The sequence below is a fragment of the Ignavibacteriales bacterium genome (assembly GCA_026390815.1).
Lineage (GTDB): Bacteria > Bacteroidota > Ignavibacteria > Ignavibacteriales > SURF-24 > JAPLFH01.
Window position 1 is genome coordinate 130415 of sequence record JAPLFH010000046.1, and the last position, 24069, is coordinate 154483.

Consider the following 24069-nt stretch of genomic DNA (forward strand, 5'->3'; position numbering starts at 1 on the left):
CGCTTTTTAAATGAATAATTTGAAGTGAATAGATTGAGCGATTCAGACTCGTCTGACAAGTCAGAGAATCGATCTACAATTTTTTATTTTGCGTAATGTGAATTACTAACTTTGGCAGGTTAGGTAAACTAATAAACTAATCTGGAATATAAATCCTTTCCAACCGGTTTTTATATTAAAATAAAAGCTATACTTATTAACAAGAATGAGCTGTACATTCGGGAATATACTGATCTTTCTGAAAGAAATTATTCATATCATTTGTAGGATAAGAACGGAGAATTATTAACCAGATGGGATAATGCTCCATATCATTCCGGATTGTTTAATTCACCACATCATAAACATTTCCCAAATAAAATAGAACCATCAGACGAGATAACTCTTCAGGATGTATTAAAAACCAGCTCTCAATTTTTGAAATAATTTACAGTTTTTTTTATCTGACTGAAATCTTTCAATGTTTTAAGATGCACCACCCAATGAGTCCCACTTTTGAAGGAAGTACAAATCGGGATTTTTTTAAGTTGTCAGCATTCCTTCCTTAGGAAAGAGCTTTAGAGAGAGCTTATTTGATGTATCCCAACGTAATTCCTTCTTCTCCAAAAGGTTTTGAAATCTCTTTTACTTTTGCAATGTTTTCTTTTTCAACAACTGCAATCAATCCAATTCCGAGATTAAAAACTTCTCGCATTTCTTCATCTGCTACGTTGCCGGTATGCTGTATAAGCTTAAAAGTTGGCTGCCATTCCCAGGCTTTCCAATCAATTTCTAACTCCAATCCTTTTGGAATTATTCGCTTCGTATTTCCTACAATTCCGCCGCCGGTTATATGAGAAAAACCTTTTATCTCAATATCTTCTTTCAACTTTGTAATAATAGGAAGATATGATTTATGCACTTTTAAAAGTTCTTCACCAAGTGTTTGATTAAATCCTTCCGGTACATCAGTTAGCTTAAATTTTTCTAATAAAACTTTTCTTGCAAGAGAGTAGCCGTTAGTATGCAGTCCATTTGATTTAAAACCAATTAGCACATCACCATCTTTTATATTTCTTCCATCAATTATTTTGGATTTTTCCACAACACCCACAATCGTCCCAGACATATCGTATTCATCCAAGGCATAAAAACCTGGCATCTCAGCAGTTTCACCACCAATTAAAGCACAACCATTTTGCCGGCACGCCACAGAAAATCCTTCAATTATTTTTTCTGCAATATCAGGATATAGTTTACCGAAGGCGAGATAGTCCATAAAGTAAAGTGGCTTTGCTCCACAGACAGCGATATCATTTACACAGTGGTTCACTAAATCCTGCCCAACAGTATCGTGTTTGTTCATAGCAAAGGCAATTTTTAATTTTGTGCCAACACCATCTACACTGGAAACAAGCACTGGTTCTTTATAATCAGATACAGGTAATTCATAAAAAGCACCAAAGTGACCTATATCCATCAATACGTTTTTGTTAAAAGTCGATTTAACGTGAGCTTTAATCCGGTTAACTGTTTCTTCCCCGGCTTTAATATCAACTCCGGCAGATTTGTAATTAGCTTCCATCTATCCTCAAAATTTTTTCTATGTGAAAGTTAAAGATTATAGGCTCTAAATCAAAAATGATTAAACGGATTTGTGAATTTTTTTGTAGAAATAAGCGTTTTATAGTTAATTTACAGCTTAGCACTCACTTATGATTAGTGCGAAAAATTTGATATATTTGCAATGGATTTCATCAAAATAAAATAAATAATTATGGAAATAGTCGAGCTAAATGATCGCGAAAAGACCATTTTGCGGAACATAATAAATCATTTTCTTCTAACAGCAAGCCCAGTTGGTTCCAGGAACTTAACCAGGAAATACAATCTTGGTTTTTCCCCAGCAACCATAAGAAATATTATGGCGGACCTTGAAGAAGATGGATTCCTCGATCATCCACATACTTCTGCAGGGCGAGTGCCAACTGATAAGGGTTATCGTTATTACGTCAATTCTTTGATGGATCCTCCGTTTCTGGAAAATGATGAAAAAGAAATTATAAGACACGAATTAAAATCCTTTACTGACGAAACTGACGAACTCTTTAGAATAACTTCAACGCTGTTAAGTAATATTACAAATCAACTTGCTTGCGTAACTTATCCAAAAATTGATACCGGAATTTTAGAGAGACTTCAAATAGTTCAGCTTACTGCATCACGCATTCTGGTTGTGGTTGCTATAAAACTTGGTATGGTAAAAACTATTACTCTTGAATTGAAAGCGGAAATAAATCATAACCACATTGCATTTGTTGAAAGACTTTTAAATGAAAGATTAGCTGGATTAACATTTACAGAAATCCGCAATACTTTTGTAGATAGATTTAAGGACGTTGCCGAAACATATCGCCCTACAATCAGAGTTTTTGTAGACTCGGCTGAAAAGATATTTACAAATGTTAGCAGATCTGAAAAGGCAGTTATAACCGGAGCAAGAAATATTCTTAAGCATCCAGAGTTTGTGGATCATGATCACTTCCAAAATATTATAGAATTGATTGAAGATAAAGATGTAATAATTCAATTCATTGATTCAAAAATTTCGGATGACCATGTTATTGTAAAGATTGGTGGTGAAAATGAATCCCAATTGTTTACCGATTACAGCATGATCAGCAAAGAATACAAAGTTGGTGATGCTAAAGGTACGCTTGGTATAGTGGGTCCAAAACGTATGCAATACTCAAAAATAATTGCCATTGTAGAATTTGTAGCAGAATTTCTATCCGATTATTTGAGAAAGGGGAGTTCTTAATAAATAGTTTATATAAATTAAAAACCTTATTGAGGAGAACCGATGATAAAAGGCAAAAATGAAAATAGAGATAAAAACAAAGAAGATGAAAATAAAATTAATATTGAGAGAACTAAAAAGGAAGACTCGACGCAATCTGATGAAAAAAATGAAAACAAGAATTTAGATGAGAAGCAGGAAGCGGACTCAGAATTACAAAAATCAATTGAAGAAATTTACATTAAAGAATTAGAAGAATTGAAAAATAAAAACGAAACTCTGGAAAAGGAATTAGCAGGCTACAAAGATAAAGTTCTTCGTAAAGCGGCTGAGTTTGAAAACTACAAACGCAGGACAGAAAGCGATCAGCTAAATTTAATAACTTACGCTGCAGAATCCTTCATCCTAAAAATCTTACCAGTTTATGATGATTTGGAACGCTCGCTTAAACATTTGGATGATGAAAATACTGTTGAAGCTGTTAAAGAGGGATTGAAAATGGTTTATACCAAATTTAGTAAATTACTGGATGAGCAAGGTGTAAAGAAAATTGATGCGAAAGGAAAACCATTTGATGTCAATTTTCATGAGGCATTGATGCAGAGAACAGTGGAAGGTGTTGAACCTCATACCGTGTTGGAAGAAGTTGAAGCTGGTTATATGTACAAAGATAAAGTGATTCGGCATACAAAAGTAATTGTATCTGATGATGGCACCGCATCATAATTTATGAATTGTGAATAATGTACTTTGCATTTTTAAAAATTATTATTTTTTATGGAAGTAAAACACTGAGATGGATAAAAGAGATTATTACGAGGTTTTAGGTGTTGGCAGAAATGCTACCCAGGAAGAAATTAAAAAAGCTTATCGGAAGCTTGCAATGGAATACCATCCTGACAGGAATCCTGACAACAAAGAATCGGAAGAAAAATTTAAAGAAGCAGCCGAAGCTTATGAAGTTTTGAGCAACGATGAAAAAAAATCAAAGTATGATCGATTTGGTCACAGCGGATTACGTGGTGGGCAAGATTTCCATGGATGGAATAATGTTAATGATATCTTCTCCCATTTTTCAGATGTTTTTGGTGGTGCTTTTGGTGGCAGCTCTATCTTTGATGATTTCTTTGGTTCTTCAGGCTCGCAGGGAAGGGGAAGAAAAAGAGGAACTGGAACACCTGGCTCTGATCTGAAAGTCTCATTAAAATTAACAATGGAAGAAATTGCCGCCGGAACTACTAAAAAAATTAAAATTAAAAAATACTTGAAATGTGAGGAATGCAGCGGGACAGGTTCTAAAGGTGGCAGCTCTGTTAAAACTTGTCCGGTTTGCGGCGGGTCCGGTGAAGTAAGATCAGTAACACGTTCTGTCTTTGGTCAGTTTGTAAATATTTCAAGCTGTAATAATTGCGATGGTGAAGGAACTGTTATTGATACACCGTGTAAAACCTGTTCTGGAGATGGAAGAACTTACGGTGAAACTACAATTAAGATAAGTGTTCCAGCCGGTGTTTCAGATGGAAGTTATATGACATTACGCAGTGAAGGTAATGTTGGCAAAAGGAATGGAACGCCAGGAAATATTATAGTTATTTTTGAGGAATTACCCCACGAATTTTTTGTTCGTAATGGTGATGATATTATCTATGAGTTATTTTTAAGCTACCCGGAAATTGTACTTGGGACTGATGTTGAAATACCAACACTGAATGGAAAAGCAAAGTTAAAAATAGATGCAGGTACTCAACCAGGCAAATTTTTAAAGATGAGGGAAAAAGGAATTCAACATTTAAATAGGCACGGTGCAGGTGACCAGTTAGTAAGAGTTAATGTTCATGTTCCGAATAAAGTTAATTCCAAAGAAAAGGAATTGCTGAAAGAACTTTCTGAATTACCCAACATTAAAGTTCCGGTTTGACGGAATAATAAAATTTGGGTTCTGTTTTATCCAGCATTTCTTTAAAACCTTAAACGGTAAATAAAAGTTTATTATAAATTTGGTATATGGATAATGCAGTTTAAAAAACTTGCCAACCGAATTGGATTTACTGAAACTGAATTTAAGGTATTAGCTTTTCTATCTTTGGTGTTTGTTGGTGGATTGCTGATTAAATTTTACAATATTGATAAATCAGTTTATAAGAATTACGATTATACAAAAGCTGATAGTCTATTTCTGGCAAGTGATTCTTTAAAAGGAAATGAAGAAGAATCAAATGTTTCGATAGAAAAGAAAGATGAATATAAAAAAGAAGTGCTTGGTTTTGATGAGAGCAAACCCGCTAAGTATGAAAAAAAAGAATCCCTTTCTGAAAATAGTATAAATTTAAATACAGCTTCTAAAGATGAATTGATGAAACTTCCAGGTATAGGTGAAAAAACCGCCGTTAGAATTATTGAACAAAGAAATAAAACAGGGAGGTTTAGAAGTATTGAAGAATTGATGGAAGTGAAGGGAATTCAATCAACCAAACTTAATAAGATAAAAAATTACATTTACGTTAAATAACTGATTTAGGAAATCCACTTTAATGAAAAGAATAAATAAGTTATTAAAGTTTTACCCTTTAACTAATATTACAACATTAACCAATTGAAGCGCTAATGAAAACCATTCAAAACCACACCGGTATTAATATTACAAATTCCAAACTTCAATTAGTTGAAGTTATTTATTCAGATGGTGAATTTATTCTTGAAAATGTTGATGAAGAATATTTTCCTGAATTTCTTAACTTTGATGAAAAAAAAACAAAAGTAATTTCCATTTTACAAAATGCTTTAAATGAAATTACAATTCGCAATCCACTTAAGAGTAAATATTTTTCCTTTTCGCTTCCCCACAATTTATTCAATGTTGTACAACTTCCTATTGAAAATGCACTGCTTGAAAATGATCTTGCCGAGAACATTAAGTGGGAGTTTTCTGTTCTCTATCCCCACTTAAACAACGATGATTTGGTAATTCAATATCTGAAGGTTAATAAAGAAAATGGATGGGCGATTATCGCTGGTATTCTAAGAAAATATTTAGAGATATTAAATGATTTCTGTGATCAAAATAATGTCAAATTCCAATACCTGGATCATTCTCATTTTGCTTCCGACAATTTGCTCAATTATGAATCTTCGATCAATAATGACAGTTTTAATCTAAGCCTTTACTTAACAAAAGATTTTATTTCCATCGACTTGATTAAGAATAACTTGCCGGTTAAGTTTTATGTTTATCCGGTTAAAGCCACTTCAGAAATTATTCCTGAATTGAATCAATTTTTATTTTCAATCGGTTGGTCAAAGGATAATCAAAAACTGATTTCAAGAATTTATCTCGCAGGAGATTCTGTACCAGAGTCGTTGATTGTAAATCTGAAAGATATTTATGGTTTTGATATTTCCTTGCTGGATCCATTTGATAAGATTAAACACGGTAAAGCACTCCAAAACAACAAGAATATTTTTACAAGGGCAAATTCATTTACATCGGCAGCCGGTTTAGCATTTAGGATGATATAAACTTCTAATCAATTTGAATTATGGCGTCAACAATTAACCACCAATCTGCTTGTAAATCAATTTTTATTCTATGAGAATTATTTCCGGCAAATATGGTGGAAGAATTTTAAAAGTTCCAAGTACAAAATTTACTCGTCCAACTACGGACCGGGTAAGAGAAACATTATTCAATTTATTAAATAACAAGATTGATTTTAATGGAATTGAAGTACTGGATATATATGCCGGGTCAGGTTCACTCGGATTAGAAAGTTTAAGCCGCGGAGCATCTCACGTGGATTTTATAGAAAAGAATTTTCCCGTTTACAAAGTACTTAAGCAAAATATTACTTCAATTTTTGTTGATGAATTTTGTAAAATATTTAAAATGAATGCGCTTGATTTTTCAAAGGCAACTAATCATAAAAAGTACAATTTAATATTTGCAGATCCGCCATTCTTTAAAAATGATATTCATGAAGTTATGAAAAATCTTTTAACTAAAGATTTTCTTTTGGATGATGGTTTGATCGTTGTTGAGCGTTCTATTCAAACAAAAGAAAAAGATGTTGAGAATTTTGGAATAGAACCATTTAAAAAAATTGGTGATACTTTACTTTATCAATTTGAAAAGACATAATATTTTTAACTTAGATATTGTATCGAGTACTTTAAATAATTATTATTGTATCAGGAAAAATTCTTCGGAATCAGCTATTTGAAATATGATTTTAACTTTCATTATAAATGATAACTGACAACCGTACAACAATTTTTGTAATTATGAGAATACAAAATGCGCAAAGTAATTTACCCCGGTACCTTCGATCCGGTAACATTTGGTCACATTGATATTATCAAACGAGCAAGGGATTTGTTTGATGGTGTTATTGTTACTGTTGCTGTTAATCCAAATAAAACAGGCAACCTGTTTACTGTTGAACAACGAATTGATCTATTAAAGGAAAGTCTTAAAGAGTATGATAAAGTGTTAGTTGATTCGTGCAGCGGATTAACAGTAGACCATGCAAGGAAAGTTGGGGCGATTGGGATAATAAGAGGTTTGCGTGCAGTTAGCGATTTTGAATTCGAGTTCCAGATGGCGCTGATGAATAGAAAACTCGCCGGAGATATTGCAACAATCTTTCTTATGCCTCACGAAAAATATACTTATTTAAATTCATCTTTGATTAGGAATTTAGCCAGTTTAAAGAGCGATGTTAGCGATTTTGTACCGCCATGTGTTAGTGCTGCTTTAATAAATAAATTCGCTTGAAAGAAGGTTAGATTGCTGAATTGCTGCTATTAACGTATTAATGAAACTATTCAACCTGCAAACAATTTCTAACCATTTTACAAACGATTTAAGAACTATTTGAATAATGACATCTAAAATATAATTATGCAAAGTTCAAATTCAATTCCACTATTATTTTGCATTAAAGACATTTCCTAAAAGGATATTTGACTGTTATAAATTATTATTCACCGGAATTCATAATAATCCTCTGGAAAAATTAATAAAGAAAATTATTCTTGATAAATTTGTCCTTTGCCAATATATTATACACCGTTAGTTTTCTATAAAATATACGAAAAAGGTGTTGGCAGATTTTGAGTTAAGTATTGTCATAAAATTGTTTATTAGTTCTAAATTTTTCAATTCAGGTATTATCTTTTTCGTCTTTGCATCAGAATTTAAAACAATAATAGGTAGATAGATGAGTCTAAGTCAAATTGCAAGATCGCTAAAGGCATCACCCACTCTAAAACTTAATGAAAAAGCAGCTATACTTAGAGAAAAAGGTGATCCTGTTATCCATCTTGGCGGTGGCGAACCTAAAAGCCGTGCACCAATAGATGCACTGATGGCCGCTGTTAATAACCTTAATACCGGGGAAGTTAGATATACTCCCGCAGATGGAATTCCGGCATTAAAAAAAGCAATTATTCGTTATACAGAAGAATATTACAACCGCAAAGTGAATCCGGAAAATGTGATTGCATCTGGTGGAGCAAAACAGGCAATAATGTGCGCGCTTCAGGCAATTCTAAATCCGCAGGAAGAAGTTGTATATCCAGCGCCATACTGGGTTAGCTATCCGGAAATGGCACGGTTGTGCGGAGCAATTGGTGTTGCAGCTTTTGCTGAAGATGGTACTTTTTATCCACGCATTCAGGACATTGAACAACGGGTTGGCAGTTATACAAGAGCGATAATCATTAATAGTCCTAATAATCCAAGCGGTGCAATGTACTCTGAGCAATTTATTTCTGATGTAGTTGATTATTGCGAGCGCAAAGATTTATATTTAATTATGGATGACATTTACCATCGCTTGATTTTTGATGGTAAAAAACCAATTAACGTTTATAATTATGCAAAAGATTTATCGGAAAATTCCAAGATTATTGTCATCAACGGAATTTCTAAAATGTATGCTATGACTGGCTTTAGAATCGGCTGGGCTGTTGGAAATAAAAAAGTTATCGAAGCGATGACAAATATCCAGGGACATCAAACATCTGGACCGTCAGTCGTTCTTCAACTAGCTGCGGTTGGCGCTTTGAATGGTATTCAATCAAGTGTGGAAAATTTAAGAGTTACTCTTGAAAATAATAGAAATGTATTATTAGATCAGCTGAATTCTTTTGAAGGTGTTAAGGTTACAAAACCTGATGGAACATTTTACTGTTTTGCTGATTTTAGCAACTACAATAAAAGTTCAAACAAACTTTCAGAATACCTGATAGAAAAAGTTATGGTACTTACAGTTCCGGGTGCAGAGTTTGGAATGGAAGGTTACTTACGGATTAGTTTCTGTGGAACTATAAAAGATATTACTGATGGCATTGAAAGGATCAAGTGGGCATTAGATCCAAATTCACCAAATGAACTTTACATTGGCGACAGAAAATTAGTGAGGGACTGGGCATGAGCAAATATTTAGACTTCAAAACCCCGGCAACTAAGGAAGCTATGGAATTAGCTCCTGATTTCAGACTTAAAAATCAAGGATTAACATTCTTAGATAGAGTTTTCTGGAATCTTCCGGATTCTGCATTATATGAAGAAGCTGTTTTCCGTAACGAAGGTAAACTTGCAGCACACGGACCTATTATAGTTAATACCGGCAAGCATACCGCACGCGCTGCGGCAGATAAGTTTGTTGTAAAAGAATCTTCCACCGAAGGAAAAATATGGTGGGGAATTCATAACCGTCCTTATAGTTCAGAAAAATTCAACCAACTGTTTGGTCGTTTGCAATCTTGGGCGCAGGGAGAAGAACTTTTTGTTCAGGATTGTTATGCGGGTGCAGATCCGGAATATCGTTTGCCAATTAGAGTTATAACTGAAAAAGCATGGCACAGTTTATTTGCAAGAAATATGTTCATCACTACAAACGATAGAGACACATTAAAGAAATTTATCCCAGAGTTTACGGTTATTTCCGTTCCCAGCTTTAAGGTTGATCCCGTAATAGATGGCACAAGATCAGAAACTGCCATCATCATTAACTTTGCTGAAAGAATGGCAATAATAGCTAACTCACTTTACGGCGGTGAAATCAAAAAATCAGTATTTACTGTGCTTAATTTTCTTCTAACATTTAATGATGTACTTCCTATGCACTGCTCGGCAAACGTTGGCAATAATGGAGATGCGGCAATTTTCTTTGGATTAAGTGGAACTGGCAAGACAACATTATCAGCCGATCCAAAAAGAAAATTAATTGGAGATGATGAACATGGCTGGAGCTCAAACGGTGTTTTTAATTTTGAAGCAGGATGTTATGCAAAAGTAATTCGCCTTTCCGCAGATGCCGAACCACAGATATTTGCATGCACAAAAAGATATGGGACAATATTAGAAAATGTTGTTTGGGATCCGGTAACACGCAACATTGATTTGAATGATGATACCATAACAGAAAATACTCGTGCGTCTTATCCATTGGAATTTATCCCTAACATTGTTCCGGAAAAGATGGTTAATACTCATCCTAAAAATATCATCTTTTTAACTTGCGACGCTTCAGGAGTAATGCCTCCGATTGCAAAATTAAATCCCGAGCAAGCACAATATCATTTTATAAGTGGATATACTTCCAAAATTGCCGGTACAGAAATAGGATTGGGAATTGAACCACAGATTACATTCAGCGCCTGTTTCGGTGCACCGTTTATGGTTCGTCATCCATATGAGTATGCAGAAATGTTAAAGCAAAGAATGCTAAAACACAAAGCACAATGCTGGCTTGTAAACACAGGTTGGGTTGGCGGCAGGTTTGGTATTGGAAAAAGAATTAGCATTCGCCATACGCGCAATTTACTAAATGCAGCTCTTGAAGGATTGCTTGATAATGTTGAATACAGGAAGGACAAACTCTTTGGTTTTGAAGTTCCGATAAGTTGTCCCGATGTTCCGCAGGATGTGTTAGAACCATCCAATTCGTGGGGAAATAAGGAAGAGTATTGGAAAAAGTATGATGCACTTGCTGCCCGGTTTGTGGAAAATTTTAAACTGTTTAGTAAAGCCTGTTCGCAGGAAGTGATTAACGCTGGACCGAAAAGGCTTTCGAAAATATAATTTGTGACAAAATTTCTCTAAGAGAGATGACTTAATTAATCATCTCTCTTAGTTATCATTCACTTTTCTATGATCAACCTACAGTCTTCCAAATATCGTAATCTACAAAATTTGCAGCGTTGGCTTAACTATGAGTTATCCAGTTCAGTTCTCTTATTCTTATGGTGGTTCGGCAGTTTAGCTGGATTTTTAATGGTTGCTGCTGCAATAATCTTTACACCATTTATGCTATTTGTTCTTTATAAGGAAAGAAAGTTTGGATGGATAACAACTTTTATTCTGATGATTAGTATCCCACTTTCATTAAACTTAATTACCGTTAAAGATCCCACATTTACTTTTATCAAAATGTTGTTGCCATTAGCTTCATTTTACTTTTATTGTTTCATTTTGCGTTTTTCTGTAAATGATTGGGTTAGTGAAGAAAGAGCAAGAAATTCTTGGAAAAATAAAATTGAACCAATTTAGCCTTTAAATCTTCAGGAACTCCTGTTTTAATTAAGAAATTACATCGACAAATAAAATGAATTCAGAATTGCTTTACATAGACAAACTCATTTCAATTTCGAATGATGAAATTGTTCTTTTTAATTATTATTTCCCATCTGCTGCAAGTAAAAAGATTAGGTTTTCGGAAATCTTAAAAATCGAAACTCGTGAACTTACAATTGCAACTGGCAAGTGGAGAATTTGGGGAACTGGAGATTTTCGAACCTGGTTCCCACGTGATTATAAAAGATCAAAACGAGATAAGGTATTTTTTATTTTCTTAAAAACTAAATGGATAAGAATTGGATTTACAGTTGAGAATTCTGCGGAAGTAATTCGTATCTTTAAAGAAAAAAAATTATTGATTTTATAGTGTCCGTTATTCAAAGTGAAGGGTGCAAATAATGATTGAACCAAAAAATTTTTACCGAAAATTGGATTTTCTATTAAGCCGGATTGGAAGAGAGAAAAGCGGCAGAGATTTTCTCTTTAAGATTGTTAGAGATCTGGAAAATACATTCAGCAACGATTTGCGTATTGGTAATGGCAGGGTATACCAGGAAGACGAGGAAGAATATGTTTTAATTTATTCGCATTCAGATAAGAGCATTGTTAAAAATATTCCACAAACATCCGAAGCGCTCCAGAATGTTTTGGAATTCAAGACGTTTATATTCAATGACCAGGCTCAAGGATTTGAATTAACGAATAAAAGTATGGATGAATATACAATTCCTGCCGCCGTTGCAATTCATAATCCATCTTACCGCTGGATCATTGTATTCGATTTAAAGAGCGGATGGATAAGAGAAGAAATAGAATTTTGTCTTAATGCAGTACGCACGGCATTAAATTCCAGACTTTATTCTGAGGCAATAAAAACCGAAATGGAACAAGCTGCTTACATTCAGCAAAGTTTGCTCCCATCAATTGTTCCAAAAATACCGGGCTACCAGGTTGCAGGCAGATCAATTCCCGCTGAATTAGTTGGCGGTGACCTGTACGATTTTTATGAATTTGATGGAGATGGTTTTGGCTTATGTGTTGGTGATGCAAGTGGACATGGATTACCAGCTGCCTTACTTGTTCGCGATGTTATAACCGGACTTCGTATGGGAATGGAGAGAGGAATGAAAATGGTTTACACACTAAAAAAATTGAACAGAGTAATTTATAAAAGCGTTTATTCAACTCGGTTCATTTCTCTTTTTATGGCTGAATTTGAAAACAACGGTAGTTTGGTTTATGCAAATGCCGGTCACCCGGCACCGATTCTTGTAAACGGAAATGATATTATTGAATTAGAATCTACCGGATTAATATTTGGTGCATTACCAGAAATAAATTTAAGCAGTGCTTACGCAAAAATGAATCTCGGAAGTGTCTTGGTGCTTTTTAGCGACGGAATCTTTGAACGCCAGAACAAGAAGAAAGAATTTTTTGGAATGGAGCGGTTCAAAGAAATTATTCTAAAGAATAAAGAAAAAAATGCACAGGAAATTCTGGATACTTTATTTAGTATCGTAAACGATTTTGGGAAAAAGAATAAATGGGAAGACGATGCAACAATTTTGGTTATTAAAAGATTAAAAATGAAACAAAACTTGTTGATAAAATTTAAAAAATAAATTTTTCAAATCTTTTTAAACTTGTTCCGCAAAACTTAATAAAGGAAGAAAAATTGATTGCTGATAGGATTAATAATATTGGTGTTTCACCAACAATGAAAATTGCAGCCAGAGCAAAGATGATGTTGGCTGAGGGAATAGATATAGTTGATCTGAGTGTTGGTGAACCTGATTTTCCAACGCCGGATAATATAAAGGAGGCTGCTAAGAAAGCTATTGATATCAATTATACAAAGTACACGTTAAATTCCGGTAGCGTAGAGCTAAGAAAAGCGATTGCAACAAAATTAAAAAATGATAACAATCTGAATTATGATATAAGCGAAATAATTGTTTCTAACGGTGCAAAACAAGCAATTTACAATGCAATTCTTTCTATTGTTGATGAAGGTGATGAAGTTATTATACCGGCTCCATATTATGTTTCGTATCCGGAAATGGTTAATCTTGCAAAAGGAGTACCCATATTTGTAGATACCAAGGAAGAAAATGGATTCAAATTAACACCGGAAGAATTGAATAATGCAATTTCTGCCAATACTAAAGTTTTTATCCTTTGTAATCCATCTAATCCAACTGGCGCTGCATATACAGAAAAGGAATTAAGAGTACTTGTTGAAGTTATTGAAGATAAAGAAATATTTGTTCTAACCGATGAGATTTATGAAAAGTTAGTTTATGATGATTTTAAGTTTGTAAGTTTTGCTTCTTTAAGTGAAAAGATAAAAGAAAAAACCATAGTTATAAACGGGGTTTCAAAAGCCTATTCTATGACCGGATGGAGAATTGGTTATGCTGCTGGTCCTAAAGAAATAATTGAAGGATGCGGAAAAATACAAAGCCACAGCACTTCCGGCGCTTCATCAATTTCTCAATATGCAAGCACAGCTGCATTGCTTGGCACTTATAAAGAAACTGATAAGATGGTTAAGGAATTCAAGAAACGTAGAGATTATGTTCTTAGCCGGTTGCATCAAATACCAAATGTTTCCTGCCATACACCAGAAGGAGCATTTTATGTTTTTCCAAATATCTCTGCTTATTTTGGAATGGAATACAAGGATACTTATATAAGAAATTCTTACGGACTTGCATACTTTATTTTGAAAGAAGCAAATGTTGCAGTTGTACCTGGTGAAGCTTTTGGAGCCGATAATTACATAAGGATTTCATATTCTACTTCAATTGAAAATTTGGTTAAAGGTATGGATAGAATTTCTGAAGCATTAAGTAAATTAGAAAAACCAGCAAGACATAAAGTATTTGAACTTAGTAATACAACCACACATATAAAAAATCCTATTGAATTAGAATCTTCCATTTCAGTGGAAAGCAGAAATGTTCTTGTTAATGAAGCCGAAGTTCATTTGAAATATGATAATTATTTTGAATGGAATGCAAACATTAACAATGTGGTTGTGCAGCTTCGTACAAATGTTCCTCATCTTTACGATTTTTGGATAGAAAACTGGTACCCCGCACAACTAAAACCTGAAGTAAAACCTGATGGAATTATTTACGCTGTTTATGGAGTAATTGGCAGAGAGCCACATGCATTCTATAATTCAGAAACAAATACCGGAATTCTTTTTAACACTGATAATTATGGATCGTTAAGGAGCCTGGCATTTGGACTTGTGGCAGATATTGCAGCAAAACTTTTTAATAGAAATTCTATCCGTGGAATGTCTGCGGATTATGTTGGCTCCGGCTTTGTTCTAATCGGACCAAAAGGAACTAAGAAAACGGAAATATTTTATGGGTTGCTAAAAAATGAAAACGTTGCGCTTCATTCAAGCGACCTATTCTTTATAAATAATGAAAGCGAAAAATTGGTTGCAGAAAATCCTGAAAGAAAAATTTATGTTCCAACTTATACAGCTTCGGTTCTACCATTGCTTTCTAATTTATTCGATCTTAGCAAGTGTGAAAATGTAATTTCTAAAAATTCCGAATGCGAAACGCGCGAATGCCAGCTTACAGAAGAATGTGGAATGGACAGGGGGAATCCTTATTGCTTTAAGGCATCTCGGGAATCTTATGCAATGTTAGATCCATACTGGATTGGCGGGATGTTTAAGCATCTGAAGAAAATAAATATTGATTACATTTTTATAATGAAGAACGATCATAAAGCGATACAGATTGAACAACTAACACCTTCAACGGCTGTTCAATTTTTAGTTTCAGGATTTACAACCAGTAGTTTGACCCCACACCAGAACAAATCACTTCCATTTTATAATGTACATTTTATAATGAATACACCAGAAAAAATAGAAGAACAGAAAAGAATTTATGAGAATATTTTTTCTAAAGCTAAATGTTTTGCACTGAACTGTGAGAAGGGAAGTGTTGAGGAAATTCAGAATTTAATTTTGGAAACGATTAAAAATTAATTGGATCTAATTTGGAGAAATATATAATCGCAGTGCTTTAAAAATCTTTTCAACTGGCATTGTTTTACCAGTCCATAATTCAAATGATTTTGCACCTTGGTTAACGAACATCGTTAAACCATCAACCGGAGTTGCGCCGGCAGCCTCTGCAAGCATTAATAATTTTGTTTTAAGTGGTGTATAAACCATATCAAAAACAATTTGCCCTTTATTAAACGATTCAAAATTACTTATAACAGAATCATTAACATTCGGATTCATTCCAACTGAAGTAGAATTTATTATCAACTGGGAATTTTTTAATACGTCATCAACAGGAATTTTGAATAAGCCAAAAGTTTTAATGTACTTATAAAGCATTTTAGTGCTAAAAAAATCTTTTAATTGTTCAGCTCTTTCTTCATTCCTATTTATCAAATTAATTTTAGATGGTTTGAAGTTTCTGATTAAAGCGTAAACAGCACTTCTTGCCGCGCCACCGCTGCCAAGTATACTTATTTCTCCATTTGTAATTTTATCTTTTAATGGAAGAAGAGTTTCCATTATTCCATGTACATCTGTGTTGTACGCTGTAAGGTTTCCGCTTTCGTTTACTATTGTGTTTGCAGCGCCAATTACGCCTACTTCTTCAGAATAATTCTTTACCAGGGGAATTATACTTTCCTTATGTGGCAGAGTGATATTCATGCCTTTAATTCCAAGTGCAACCATTCCTCTAATTGCAGTTTTTAAGTTGATTGGAGGAACATCAAAAGGAAGATAAATGTAATTTAGATTGAGCAATTCAAAAGCAATGTTATGCATAAATGGGGAAAATGAATGCTTTACTGGATGCCCAATTATGCCAGTAATTTGTGTGTCAATATTAAATTTGTCGTGTATATTCATAAAGGAAAATGTTGTTTCTAAATTTCGTCTAATAATTTTTTAAACAGCTTTGAAGTTTTGATTTCTGGATATTCTCTCGCAAACTCGTTCTTAATATTTGGATCGAGCATAAACGCGGTTTTTAAACAAGAAATTGCTTCATTAGTTTGAAGAAGAATAAAACAAACTTTTGCTTTACCGTAATGGGAATTTGCATCCGATGGATTTAATTTTATGCAAGTGCTGAATGCTTCTTTGCTCTCTAACCAGGAACTCAGTTCTAATTGTGTTTCAGCAAGCTTGTACCATATTTCAAAATTTGCCGGTTCAATTTCCACAGCTTTCTTATACGATTCCACTGATTCTTTCATATTGCCAAGCGCATATTCCAGATCGGCTTTAGCGTAATATGCTTCTGCTGAATCTTTGGTAAGTGATATTGCTTTGTTAAAATCCTTTAAGGCTAATTGATATTTACCAACAGCATCATAACAATAACCACGTGCAAGAAAGGCTTCGTAATACTCATCTTCCAGTTTGATAGCTGTGCTGTAATTTTTTATTGCATTAATCAGATCATCCAAGTCTTCATAAACCTGCCCGATGTTAAAATATATTGCTTCATCATTCTGGTCTAAATCAATAGCGCACTTAAAAGCTGCAAGAGCCTGATCTAATTTACCAAGATTTGCGAGTGCAATTCCTTTGTTAAATAATGCATTGGCAAAATCATCTTTAATGGCAAGTGAAAGATCGAAACTATTAATTGCCTTTTCAAATTTTCCATCGCGGATTAAAACTATTCCCCGGTTATACCATCCGGATGCGCTGTACGGTTCTATTTCAAGATATTTATCGTATGCAATAATTGCTCTTTCAAAGTCATCTAAATTCTCATAACAATACCCAAGTTCATAATACGCTTCGCTAAACTGATTATCAATTTCGGCTGCTTTTGTTAAAAACTTAATTGCCTCTTCATATTCTGCATCCCTTTCGTGGATTGCTCCAAGATTAAAATAAACCTCTTCGTTCTGCGGATCTATATCCAAAGCAGTTTTTAAAGTATTTATTGCATCTTCAATAAGGTCTAAATTATCTTCTGCGTGGGCTTTGCTCAATAATGTTTCTACATCATAGGGATTTAATGAAAGAGCTGTATTGAAACATTTATATGCTTCTTCAAATTTAAGCAGGTTGTTGTAGAAACTTCCTTTCAACTGCCAGAGATCGGAATTGTAAGGAGAAACCTCTAAAAGTGTAATTGTAAAAAACAATCCATCCTGGTTAAAATCGCTTTCCATACATTGATGAATAAGATCTTCAATACTATCCAGGTTAGAATATACTTCTCCCCTGGAGATAATTTTCTTATACTCTTCAATCTTTGCTTTTAATTGTTTTTCTTCAGGAAGAAAATCCTCATCTCCGAAATAATCTTCGGGATAATCCATTAATGTCTCCAATAATTTCTAATTTGAATGTATTACTCAATTGAAAGAAAATCAAGTTTAATTTTTTTATGTAGCGGTCAGTTATCAATTATATTACTTCGATCCAAGCAATTAAGAATCGGGGAATCGGGGAATCGGGGAACCGGCGATTACCGTTTCCCCGATTCTCCCAATCACCGATTCTGTTTTTTTACCTTCTTAATTAAGACACAAGACCTAACGGACAACTAATTCAGCACTGCGGTAACCTTTTCTGCTGCATCTTTAAGACTTTTTGCAACTTCAAAGTTTAACCCCGAAGTAGCCAGCAATTCGCGGGCTTCTATTGCATTGGTACCTTCAAGCCGAACAACGATTGGCATGGTAATCTGAACTTCTTTTACCGCATCAATTACACCCTGGGCTACACGATCGCACCGCACAATTCCGCCAAATATATTAATGAGGATTGCTTTTACATTTGGGTCTGAAAGAATGATTTTAAATCCATTTGATACCGTTTCCTTATTAGCACTTCCGCCAACATCAAGAAAGTTTGCCGGCTCACCACCTGCAAGTTTAATAATGTCCATTGTTGCCATCGCAAGTCCTGCACCGTTAACCATACAGCCAACGTTGCCATCAAGTTTAATGTAGTTAAGATTGTATTTGGAAGCTTCAATTTCCAATGGATCTTCTTCATCCAGGTCTCGCATAGCTACAAGTTCCGGATGTCGATAGAGCGCATTGTCATCGAAATTCATTTTAGCATCAAGTGCAATCACTTCTCCAGCTTTTGTAACTACTAAAGGATTTATCTCCGCCAGCGATGCATCAGTTGCTTCATAAGCTTTGTAAAGTGCCATTAAAAACTTTACAGCATTTTTATTTTGGTTTTCTGTTAATCCAAGTCCAAAAGCAAGATTTCTTGCCTGATAAACCTGCAATCCCACTTCAGGTTCAATTGTTTCTTTCAAAATCTTTTCTGGATTTTCAGCAGCAACTTTTTCAATTTCTACTCCGCCTTCTGTGGAAACCATCAACACATTTTTAGATTTAGCACGATCTAAAGTAATTCCAACATAAAGTTCGCGGTCGATGTCTATTCCTTGTTCAATTAAAAGACGTTTAACTGTTTTACCTTCGGGACCAGTTTGGTGAGTTATTAAATTCATTCCCAATATCTGGCTCGCCAATTCTTTTACTTCATCGATACTTCTTGCAAGCTTAACACCGCCGCCTTTACCGCGTCCGCCGGCGTGAATCTGCGCCTTAACTACCCAGATGCTTCCACCAATTTCCTGCGCTGCCTGCACTGCTTCTTCTATTGAAAAAGCTACTTTTCCGGTTGGAACTGGCACATTAAATTTTCTTAAAATTTCTTTTGCCTGATATTCGTGAATTTTCATATATGTTTTCCTTGCTGATTTTCGGTAGAAATGAATTACAAAATTATTCCACACCTAAAGTTATTATTTTTTGATGTAATATTAAAATAGGAAAGAAGAATTACCAAAAGAAAATGCCAGAAGAAATCTGGCATTTTGGTATAAAGAATTTTTTTAAGAAAATTTACTTTATCACTAACATTTTCTTAGTTGAAACAAAATTACTTGTTCTAAGTTGATAGAAATATATTCCGCATGAAAAGTGACTGAAATGAATTCTATTCCAGAAACTTTTCTTATTATTTTATTGAATGAATGTATTTATCGTGTGTCGGGATAATTATCTTATTATTTATTATCGCAGGTGATGAACTAGAAGATTCACCTATAATGTTTTTCATTGACCAAATAATATCACCATCACTATTAATTTTATTTAAATCAAAATTACCGTGGTGGGCATAATCTTTAGCAAAATAAATGTAGTTATCTTTATCGCATATTAATGCAAGTGCAGAAGATGCCATAAGATTTTTCTTCCATCGTATTTTTCCAGTATAATCAATAGAGTATAATGTATCCGAGCCAAAATAAATGTTACCTTTATGATCCATCGTTGGCTCTGGATGTGATGGTAACATAGGCTCACCACTAAATTTATAAAATTGATTATGCTGAATAAACCATCTGATTTTTCCTGAGGTATTGATAGAAAAAAATGCCGGGTTTCCAGAAATAGTATTTATATCACTAGTCGTTAAATAAATATTTCCATCATTATCTATCAAAGGTGCAGCACCTCCAGTATTCATTTCACCAAATGACCATTTAACCATTTTGGTAAATAAATCAATTGCAATGATACCAGTATTTGTTCCCGATACATATAACGTTCCTCCATCAGGTGAAATAGATGTGGGAGTTCCGCTAACAAATCTATAATCAATTAAGCTCCATTTCAAATTACCATCTTTTCCTAAAGCATATAATTTATTACCAGAATCTATAAAATATAATGTCCCATCTTTCCCAATATTTAATCCGTCATTATCGATAGTATTATCTGCCGCAAACTTCCATTTAATTTTACCTGTTGGTTCGATGCCATAAACATAAGGTGGGTAGATAATATAAATTGTTCCATCGTTTGATATAACGGGTGTTGTTAACGTTTGATGTCCCAATTCTAATTTCCATTTGATTTTACCATTGAAACTAATTGCTCTTAGAAAACGAGTATCGGAAATATAAATAGTGGAATCGATTCCAACTGCGCTCCCACTGTGTAAATCCAAGCTGTCTAGGGTCCACTCGATAACTCCTGACAATGCGCCCACTTGATCGCCTCTTCCTGTCGATTGAGGATCGTGATGGTTCATTGGCCAGGGAGAATCTGCAAGGCTGGGCCAGGGAATATCCTGCTGGTATCCTGGCGGTAACTCCTGCGGTTTAGTTCCTTCGTCTTTACAACCAATAAGTGAGAAGAGAAAAGTAATAAGTAAAAGAAATAACTTTTTCATTTTTGTACGCATTAAATTCAAAAGCAAGATAAAAATTTTAAAAGATAACACAGGACAACTTGAAATCTTCTTAAAAAAATCCTCTCCCTTGGGGAGAGCCTGCCTGGCCGACAGGCAGGTATTTAGGAGTAGGCTTATATTTTTTCGCTTATAGCTTTTGCCTGCTGGAAGAGAAGCAAATAATCTCTTCCGCCGGCTTTACTGTCGGTTCCGCTCATATTAAATCCACCAAATGGATTTCCGCCAACCAATGCTCCTGTACATTTTCTGTTTAAGTATAAGTTGCCAACAAAGAATTCCTTCTTTGCTCTTTCTAATTTTGTTCTGTTCTTTGTATAAATAGCTCCCGTTAAACCGTAGTTTGTATTGTTTGCAATTTTTAATGCGTCATCAAAGTTTTTTACTTTAATTACTGCAAGCACAGGACCGAAAATTTCTTCCTGGGAAATTCTTGCCATTGGATCAACATCAACAATAACCGTAGGTTTAATGTAGTATCCGTTTCCTTCAACCTTTTCACCACCGCATAAAAGTTTGCCTTCCTGTTTACCTATTTCAATGTACTTTAAAATTGTTCTTTCAGCGGAGGCGCCAATCACGGGACCAGCAGGATAATTATCTTTAGCAGGACCAACTTTAATTTTATCAACTTCTTCTTTCAGCTTTACAATAAATTTATCATATACTTTTGCATCAACAATTACTCTGGAACAGGCTGAGCATTTTTGCCCTTGGAAACCATATGCTGAAGCAACAACACCGCTAACTGCGTTATCAAGATTCTTAACTTCACTATCAACAATAATGCTGTCCTTACCACCCATTTCAGCCACAACTCGTTTCAACCATTTTTGTCCTGGCTGAACTTCTGCTGCCAATTTATTTATATGAATTCCAACTTCCATTGAACCAGTAAAGGAAATGAAACGTGTAAGCGGATGAGCAACCAAAGTATCTCCAACTTCAGCACCAGAGCCTGGCATAAAGTTAAGAACTCCACCAGGTAATCCAGCTTGTTTCATTATTTCAAAAAATAATTGTCCCATCATCGGCGTATCGCTTGATGGTTTGAGAACAATAGTATTTCCTGTAACAATAGCGGCTGATGACATTCCAACTAAAATAGCAAATGGAAAATTCCAGGGAGGAACAACTACGCCAACTCCAAGCGGTAAATAAACCAATTCATTCTTTTCACCTTTAATTGGAGTGATTGGTTGTTTAGCGGCATAGCGGAGCATTTCTCTTGCGTAAAATTCCATAAAGTCGATTGCTTCTGCTGTATCTGCATCAGCTTCAATAAAATTTTTGCCAGCTTCAATAATCATCCAGGCATTAATTTCAAATCTTCTTTTCTTAGCTATTTGCGCAGCCTTCATTAAAATTTCAACTCTCTTTTCGGCTGGAACATATTTCCATTGTTCAAATTTCTTTGCGGCTTCTTTAACAGCAAAATCAGCAAGTTCTTTTGTACCTTTATAAAAATTAGCAACAACTTCATCTTTGTTAGAAGGATTAAATGAAGTAAGAGTTTGCTCGGTTATTATCTTCTTTCCGCCAATAACGATTTCATAAGTCTTGCCTAATTTTTTCTGGACAAGTTTAAGTGCATCAATTTGTTTCTTGTAAATTTTGGGATCGCCAAAGTTACAGATTGGTTCGTTTTTGAATGGTGTCAATTTCATTTTTTAGTCTCCAATATTTCTTTTTTGCTGGATTAAAATTGTTTAAAATTAGCTCATTTGGTATTGATTAGCAATTTGAAAAAGATGATGGAAATAATTTATCCGAGCGGAGTTTTTATGAAAACAAAATGGAAGTGAAAAAGAGGTTTCGTATAAAGTAAAAACGTCAGAGGTTAAACGAAAGAAGTTGAACGAGAGATGTTAATTCCTAAATAACTATCCTAATCTCAAATCTATCGGCTCACATTTCTAATTTTATTAGACATTACTTTTTCTTTTCAATAAAAAAAGAATCGGAAATTCCTTTGTTAACTTTATAGTCAGAATACGTAATTAGCACCATTCCTTTTTCTTTAGTTTTAGGAGAATCTTTTTTTTCTACTTCAATTTTCTTTTGGCGGGGATCCTGGAAGTTTGACTTTGGCAGCTCAAAGTAAAACTTAATTGTGCTTGGTAACGGATATGAAATATTCTCGTCGTACTTCAATTCAATCTGGCTTGTACCACCGCGCTTACCTACAGATTCAACTTTCCTAACAAGATTTTTTTGATTATCGATCCATAACTTTGAAAGAACTACATCCGAACTATCCGTATTGGGAATAACTTTAACAACAGCTACATCTTTCCCATCCAACTTTTCATATCCAACAAAAAGCGCACTGTAGTTTTGGTTCAACAACCCGGTAGGCGAAAAGTTATATGCTCTTCTTGGCAGCATAGCAAATTCCTTTGAATCCATTTTAACTTTATTGGGCTGCTTAAAATAAATTGTTGCTTTCATATCAGGGACTTTTATAAAATCAACATCAACTTTAATATTGGCAGTAACCGAGTAATCTTTAACTCGATTGAAATTTTCTTTTACCTTGTTTAAAATTGCATTGGGATCTTTGGTTTGGGAATAAAGACTTGCAGTTAAAATGAAGGTGAATAGAATTATTTTTTTCATAATATCAACTCAAAATATCTTTTCTTAAAAATATGAATAACGTAATTAAATAAAATCCTAAAACATGTCCGCCTAACACCAGGGAATCTTTTATCAATGCTTGCTTATCAATTGGATCATCAAAAAAAGATAACCAACCAGCCATATAATTGGTAAACAGGTATGGTTTTATTGATGTAAAAATATCAACTTGAATTACAGAAATAATCATAAAGACAATCAGAACCGCCATGGTTGCCACAATTGGACCGATAGCATTTTCAACTAAAGAGGAAAATAAAAATGCGAGTGAAACTACCACAGTCATGCTTAAAACACCAAAGCCATATGCAGCAAAGAAGCGCCACAGCACATCATTCTGAGAAAGGACGATTATCTGTCCCTTAAAAACGAAAAGTACGCCTGTCCCAAAAAATAAAACACCAAGTCCAAGACTAGTAACAGCTAACCACAGAAGTAATAAAATTGTTGTAACTATTCCTGCCAGAAATTTTGAAGTAACAATCTGAAACCTGGAAACCGGACGAGTGATTAACATTCGGTAAGTGCCGCTGGTTGCTTCACCGGCAAGCAGATCGCCACCAACTAAGACAATTAAAAATGGAATATGAACAAACAAACTTTGAAGAACTATGTACCCAATAAAATATCCGTTTAAAATGTTGCCCGAAAAAACAAAATTTTCTGTTATGTTTCTTGGAGCAAAATTTGAACCGCTCTGCTGTGCAAGATAAAACGAAAGATGAATTAAAGGAACAAGAACACCAATAGCAATAAATCCAATATAGGTTCGCCACTTTCTAAAAATTTTATATAGCTCGATAGATATCAATTGAAACATCA

General features: G+C 34.3%; 21 protein-coding genes. 13 read left to right on the top strand and 8 right to left on the bottom strand.

The window, feature by feature from the left end; all coding sequences use genetic code 11:
- Positions 1-568: 568 nt before the first annotated feature.
- A complete protein-coding gene (gene purM / locus NTX22_14555; GenBank protein ID MCX6151741.1) occupies positions 569-1564 on the bottom strand; it encodes a phosphoribosylformylglycinamidine cyclo-ligase in 996 nt (331 codons plus the stop codon).
- A gap of 192 nt (positions 1565-1756) precedes the next feature.
- On the opposite strand from purM, the gene hrcA reads away from it, so the two are divergent.
- From hrcA to NTX22_14620, 13 genes are all read left to right on the top strand, one after another.
- Positions 1757-2800 (top strand): heat-inducible transcriptional repressor HrcA, encoded by a 1044-nt coding sequence (gene hrcA / locus NTX22_14560; protein ID MCX6151742.1) that lies wholly within the window; start codon positions 1757-1759, stop codon positions 2798-2800.
- 42 nt (positions 2801-2842) lie between these two features.
- The gene (locus NTX22_14565; protein MCX6151743.1) at positions 2843-3505 is read left to right on the top strand and encodes a nucleotide exchange factor GrpE; all 663 of its coding nucleotides are present in this window, start codon (positions 2843-2845) and stop codon (positions 3503-3505) included.
- Positions 3506-3575: 70 nt separating this feature from the next.
- On the top strand, positions 3576-4697 hold the full coding sequence (gene dnaJ / locus NTX22_14570) for a molecular chaperone DnaJ (protein MCX6151744.1): 1122 nt from the start codon (positions 3576-3578) through the stop codon (positions 4695-4697).
- 93 nt (positions 4698-4790) lie between these two features.
- Positions 4791-5288 carry a helix-hairpin-helix domain-containing protein gene (locus tag NTX22_14575; protein MCX6151745.1) on the top strand — a complete coding sequence of 166 codons (498 nt, stop codon included), beginning with the start codon at positions 4791-4793 and terminating at the stop codon, positions 5286-5288.
- Between the two features lie 95 nt (positions 5289-5383).
- Positions 5384-6295, top strand: coding sequence for a hypothetical protein (locus tag NTX22_14580; protein MCX6151746.1), 912 nt, complete (start codon positions 5384-5386; stop codon positions 6293-6295).
- Between the two features lie 70 nt (positions 6296-6365).
- Positions 6366-6914: a 16S rRNA (guanine(966)-N(2))-methyltransferase RsmD gene (rsmD, locus tag NTX22_14585; protein MCX6151747.1), complete on the top strand. Its 549-nt coding sequence runs from the start codon at positions 6366-6368 to the stop codon at positions 6912-6914.
- A 156-nt stretch (positions 6915-7070) separates the two neighbouring features.
- Entirely contained in the window at positions 7071-7550 is a 480-nt protein-coding gene (gene coaD, locus NTX22_14590; protein ID MCX6151748.1) for a pantetheine-phosphate adenylyltransferase, read from the top strand.
- 445 nt (positions 7551-7995) lie between these two features.
- On the top strand, positions 7996-9213 hold the full coding sequence (locus tag NTX22_14595) for a pyridoxal phosphate-dependent aminotransferase (protein ID MCX6151749.1): 1218 nt from the start codon (positions 7996-7998) through the stop codon (positions 9211-9213).
- On the top strand, positions 9210-10865 hold the full coding sequence (gene pckA, locus NTX22_14600) for a phosphoenolpyruvate carboxykinase (ATP) (GenBank protein ID MCX6151750.1): 1656 nt from the start codon (positions 9210-9212) through the stop codon (positions 10863-10865). Before NTX22_14595 ends, pckA begins: the two co-directional genes overlap by 4 nt.
- 69 nt (positions 10866-10934) lie before the next feature.
- Complete coding sequence (locus NTX22_14605) at positions 10935-11333, top strand: hypothetical protein (GenBank protein ID MCX6151751.1); 399 nt, start codon at positions 10935-10937, stop codon at positions 11331-11333.
- A gap of 55 nt (positions 11334-11388) precedes the next feature.
- Positions 11389-11727, top strand: a complete 339-nt coding sequence (locus NTX22_14610; GenBank protein MCX6151752.1) for a hypothetical protein — start codon at positions 11389-11391, stop codon at positions 11725-11727.
- A 31-nt stretch (positions 11728-11758) separates the two neighbouring features.
- Positions 11759-12982 carry a PP2C family protein-serine/threonine phosphatase gene (locus tag NTX22_14615; protein MCX6151753.1) on the top strand — a complete coding sequence of 408 codons (1224 nt, stop codon included), beginning with the start codon at positions 11759-11761 and terminating at the stop codon, positions 12980-12982.
- Between the two features lie 53 nt (positions 12983-13035).
- Positions 13036-15381: a pyridoxal phosphate-dependent aminotransferase gene (locus tag NTX22_14620; protein MCX6151754.1), complete on the top strand. Its 2346-nt coding sequence runs from the start codon at positions 13036-13038 to the stop codon at positions 15379-15381.
- A gap of 6 nt (positions 15382-15387) precedes the next feature.
- Here the strand turns inward: NTX22_14620 and NTX22_14625 are convergent, their stop codons facing one another.
- The 7 genes from NTX22_14625 to NTX22_14655 form a co-directional block, all read right to left on the bottom strand.
- Positions 15388-16269: a shikimate dehydrogenase gene (locus NTX22_14625; protein MCX6151755.1), complete on the bottom strand. Its 882-nt coding sequence runs from the start codon at positions 16267-16269 to the stop codon at positions 15388-15390.
- Positions 16270-16286: 17 nt separating this feature from the next.
- Entirely contained in the window at positions 16287-17702 is a 1416-nt protein-coding gene (locus tag NTX22_14630) for a tetratricopeptide repeat protein (protein MCX6151756.1), read from the bottom strand.
- Positions 17703-17929: 227 nt separating this feature from the next.
- Positions 17930-19090, bottom strand: coding sequence for an ADP-forming succinate--CoA ligase subunit beta (sucC, locus tag NTX22_14635; protein ID MCX6151757.1), 1161 nt, complete (start codon positions 19088-19090; stop codon positions 17930-17932).
- 278 nt (positions 19091-19368) lie between these two features.
- A complete protein-coding gene (locus tag NTX22_14640; GenBank protein ID MCX6151758.1) occupies positions 19369-20589 on the bottom strand; it encodes a PQQ-binding-like beta-propeller repeat protein in 1221 nt (406 codons plus the stop codon).
- A 134-nt stretch (positions 20590-20723) separates the two neighbouring features.
- Entirely contained in the window at positions 20724-22274 is a 1551-nt protein-coding gene (gene pruA / locus NTX22_14645; GenBank protein ID MCX6151759.1) for an L-glutamate gamma-semialdehyde dehydrogenase, read from the bottom strand.
- 265 nt (positions 22275-22539) lie between these two features.
- Positions 22540-23226 carry a hypothetical protein gene (locus tag NTX22_14650; GenBank protein MCX6151760.1) on the bottom strand — a complete coding sequence of 229 codons (687 nt, stop codon included), beginning with the start codon at positions 23224-23226 and terminating at the stop codon, positions 22540-22542.
- Between the two features lie 4 nt (positions 23227-23230).
- Entirely contained in the window at positions 23231-24067 is an 837-nt protein-coding gene (locus NTX22_14655) for an ABC transporter permease subunit (GenBank protein ID MCX6151761.1), read from the bottom strand.
- Positions 24068-24069: the final 2 nt, after the last annotated feature.

Bases quoted from the DNA above. Each gene is read 5' to 3' on its own strand.
- purM (MCX6151741.1), bottom strand. From the start codon at position 1,564: ATGGAAGCTAATTACAAATCTGCCGGAGTTGATATTAAAGCCGGGGAA.
- hrcA (MCX6151742.1), top strand. From the start codon at position 1,757: ATGGAAATAGTCGAGCTAAATGATCGCGAAAAGACCATTTTGCGGAAC.
- NTX22_14565 (MCX6151743.1), top strand. From the start codon at position 2,843: ATGATAAAAGGCAAAAATGAAAATAGAGATAAAAACAAAGAAGATGAA.
- dnaJ (MCX6151744.1), top strand. From the start codon at position 3,576: ATGGATAAAAGAGATTATTACGAGGTTTTAGGTGTTGGCAGAAATGCT.
- NTX22_14575 (MCX6151745.1), top strand. From the start codon at position 4,791: ATGCAGTTTAAAAAACTTGCCAACCGAATTGGATTTACTGAAACTGAA.
- NTX22_14580 (MCX6151746.1), top strand. From the start codon at position 5,384: ATGAAAACCATTCAAAACCACACCGGTATTAATATTACAAATTCCAAA.
- rsmD (MCX6151747.1), top strand. From the start codon at position 6,366: ATGAGAATTATTTCCGGCAAATATGGTGGAAGAATTTTAAAAGTTCCA.
- coaD (MCX6151748.1), top strand. From the start codon at position 7,071: ATGCGCAAAGTAATTTACCCCGGTACCTTCGATCCGGTAACATTTGGT.
- NTX22_14595 (MCX6151749.1), top strand. From the start codon at position 7,996: ATGAGTCTAAGTCAAATTGCAAGATCGCTAAAGGCATCACCCACTCTA.
- pckA (MCX6151750.1), top strand. From the start codon at position 9,210: ATGAGCAAATATTTAGACTTCAAAACCCCGGCAACTAAGGAAGCTATG.
- NTX22_14605 (MCX6151751.1), top strand. From the start codon at position 10,935: ATGATCAACCTACAGTCTTCCAAATATCGTAATCTACAAAATTTGCAG.
- NTX22_14610 (MCX6151752.1), top strand. From the start codon at position 11,389: ATGAATTCAGAATTGCTTTACATAGACAAACTCATTTCAATTTCGAAT.
- NTX22_14615 (MCX6151753.1), top strand. From the start codon at position 11,759: ATGATTGAACCAAAAAATTTTTACCGAAAATTGGATTTTCTATTAAGC.
- NTX22_14625 (MCX6151755.1), bottom strand. From the start codon at position 16,269: ATGAATATACACGACAAATTTAATATTGACACACAAATTACTGGCATA.
- NTX22_14630 (MCX6151756.1), bottom strand. From the start codon at position 17,702: ATGGATTATCCCGAAGATTATTTCGGAGATGAGGATTTTCTTCCTGAA.
- sucC (MCX6151757.1), bottom strand. From the start codon at position 19,090: ATGAAAATTCACGAATATCAGGCAAAAGAAATTTTAAGAAAATTTAAT.
- NTX22_14640 (MCX6151758.1), bottom strand. From the start codon at position 20,589: ATGAAAAAGTTATTTCTTTTACTTATTACTTTTCTCTTCTCACTTATT.
- pruA (MCX6151759.1), bottom strand. From the start codon at position 22,274: ATGAAATTGACACCATTCAAAAACGAACCAATCTGTAACTTTGGCGAT.
- NTX22_14650 (MCX6151760.1), bottom strand. From the start codon at position 23,226: ATGAAAAAAATAATTCTATTCACCTTCATTTTAACTGCAAGTCTTTAT.
- NTX22_14655 (MCX6151761.1), bottom strand. From the start codon at position 24,067: ATGTTTCAATTGATATCTATCGAGCTATATAAAATTTTTAGAAAGTGG.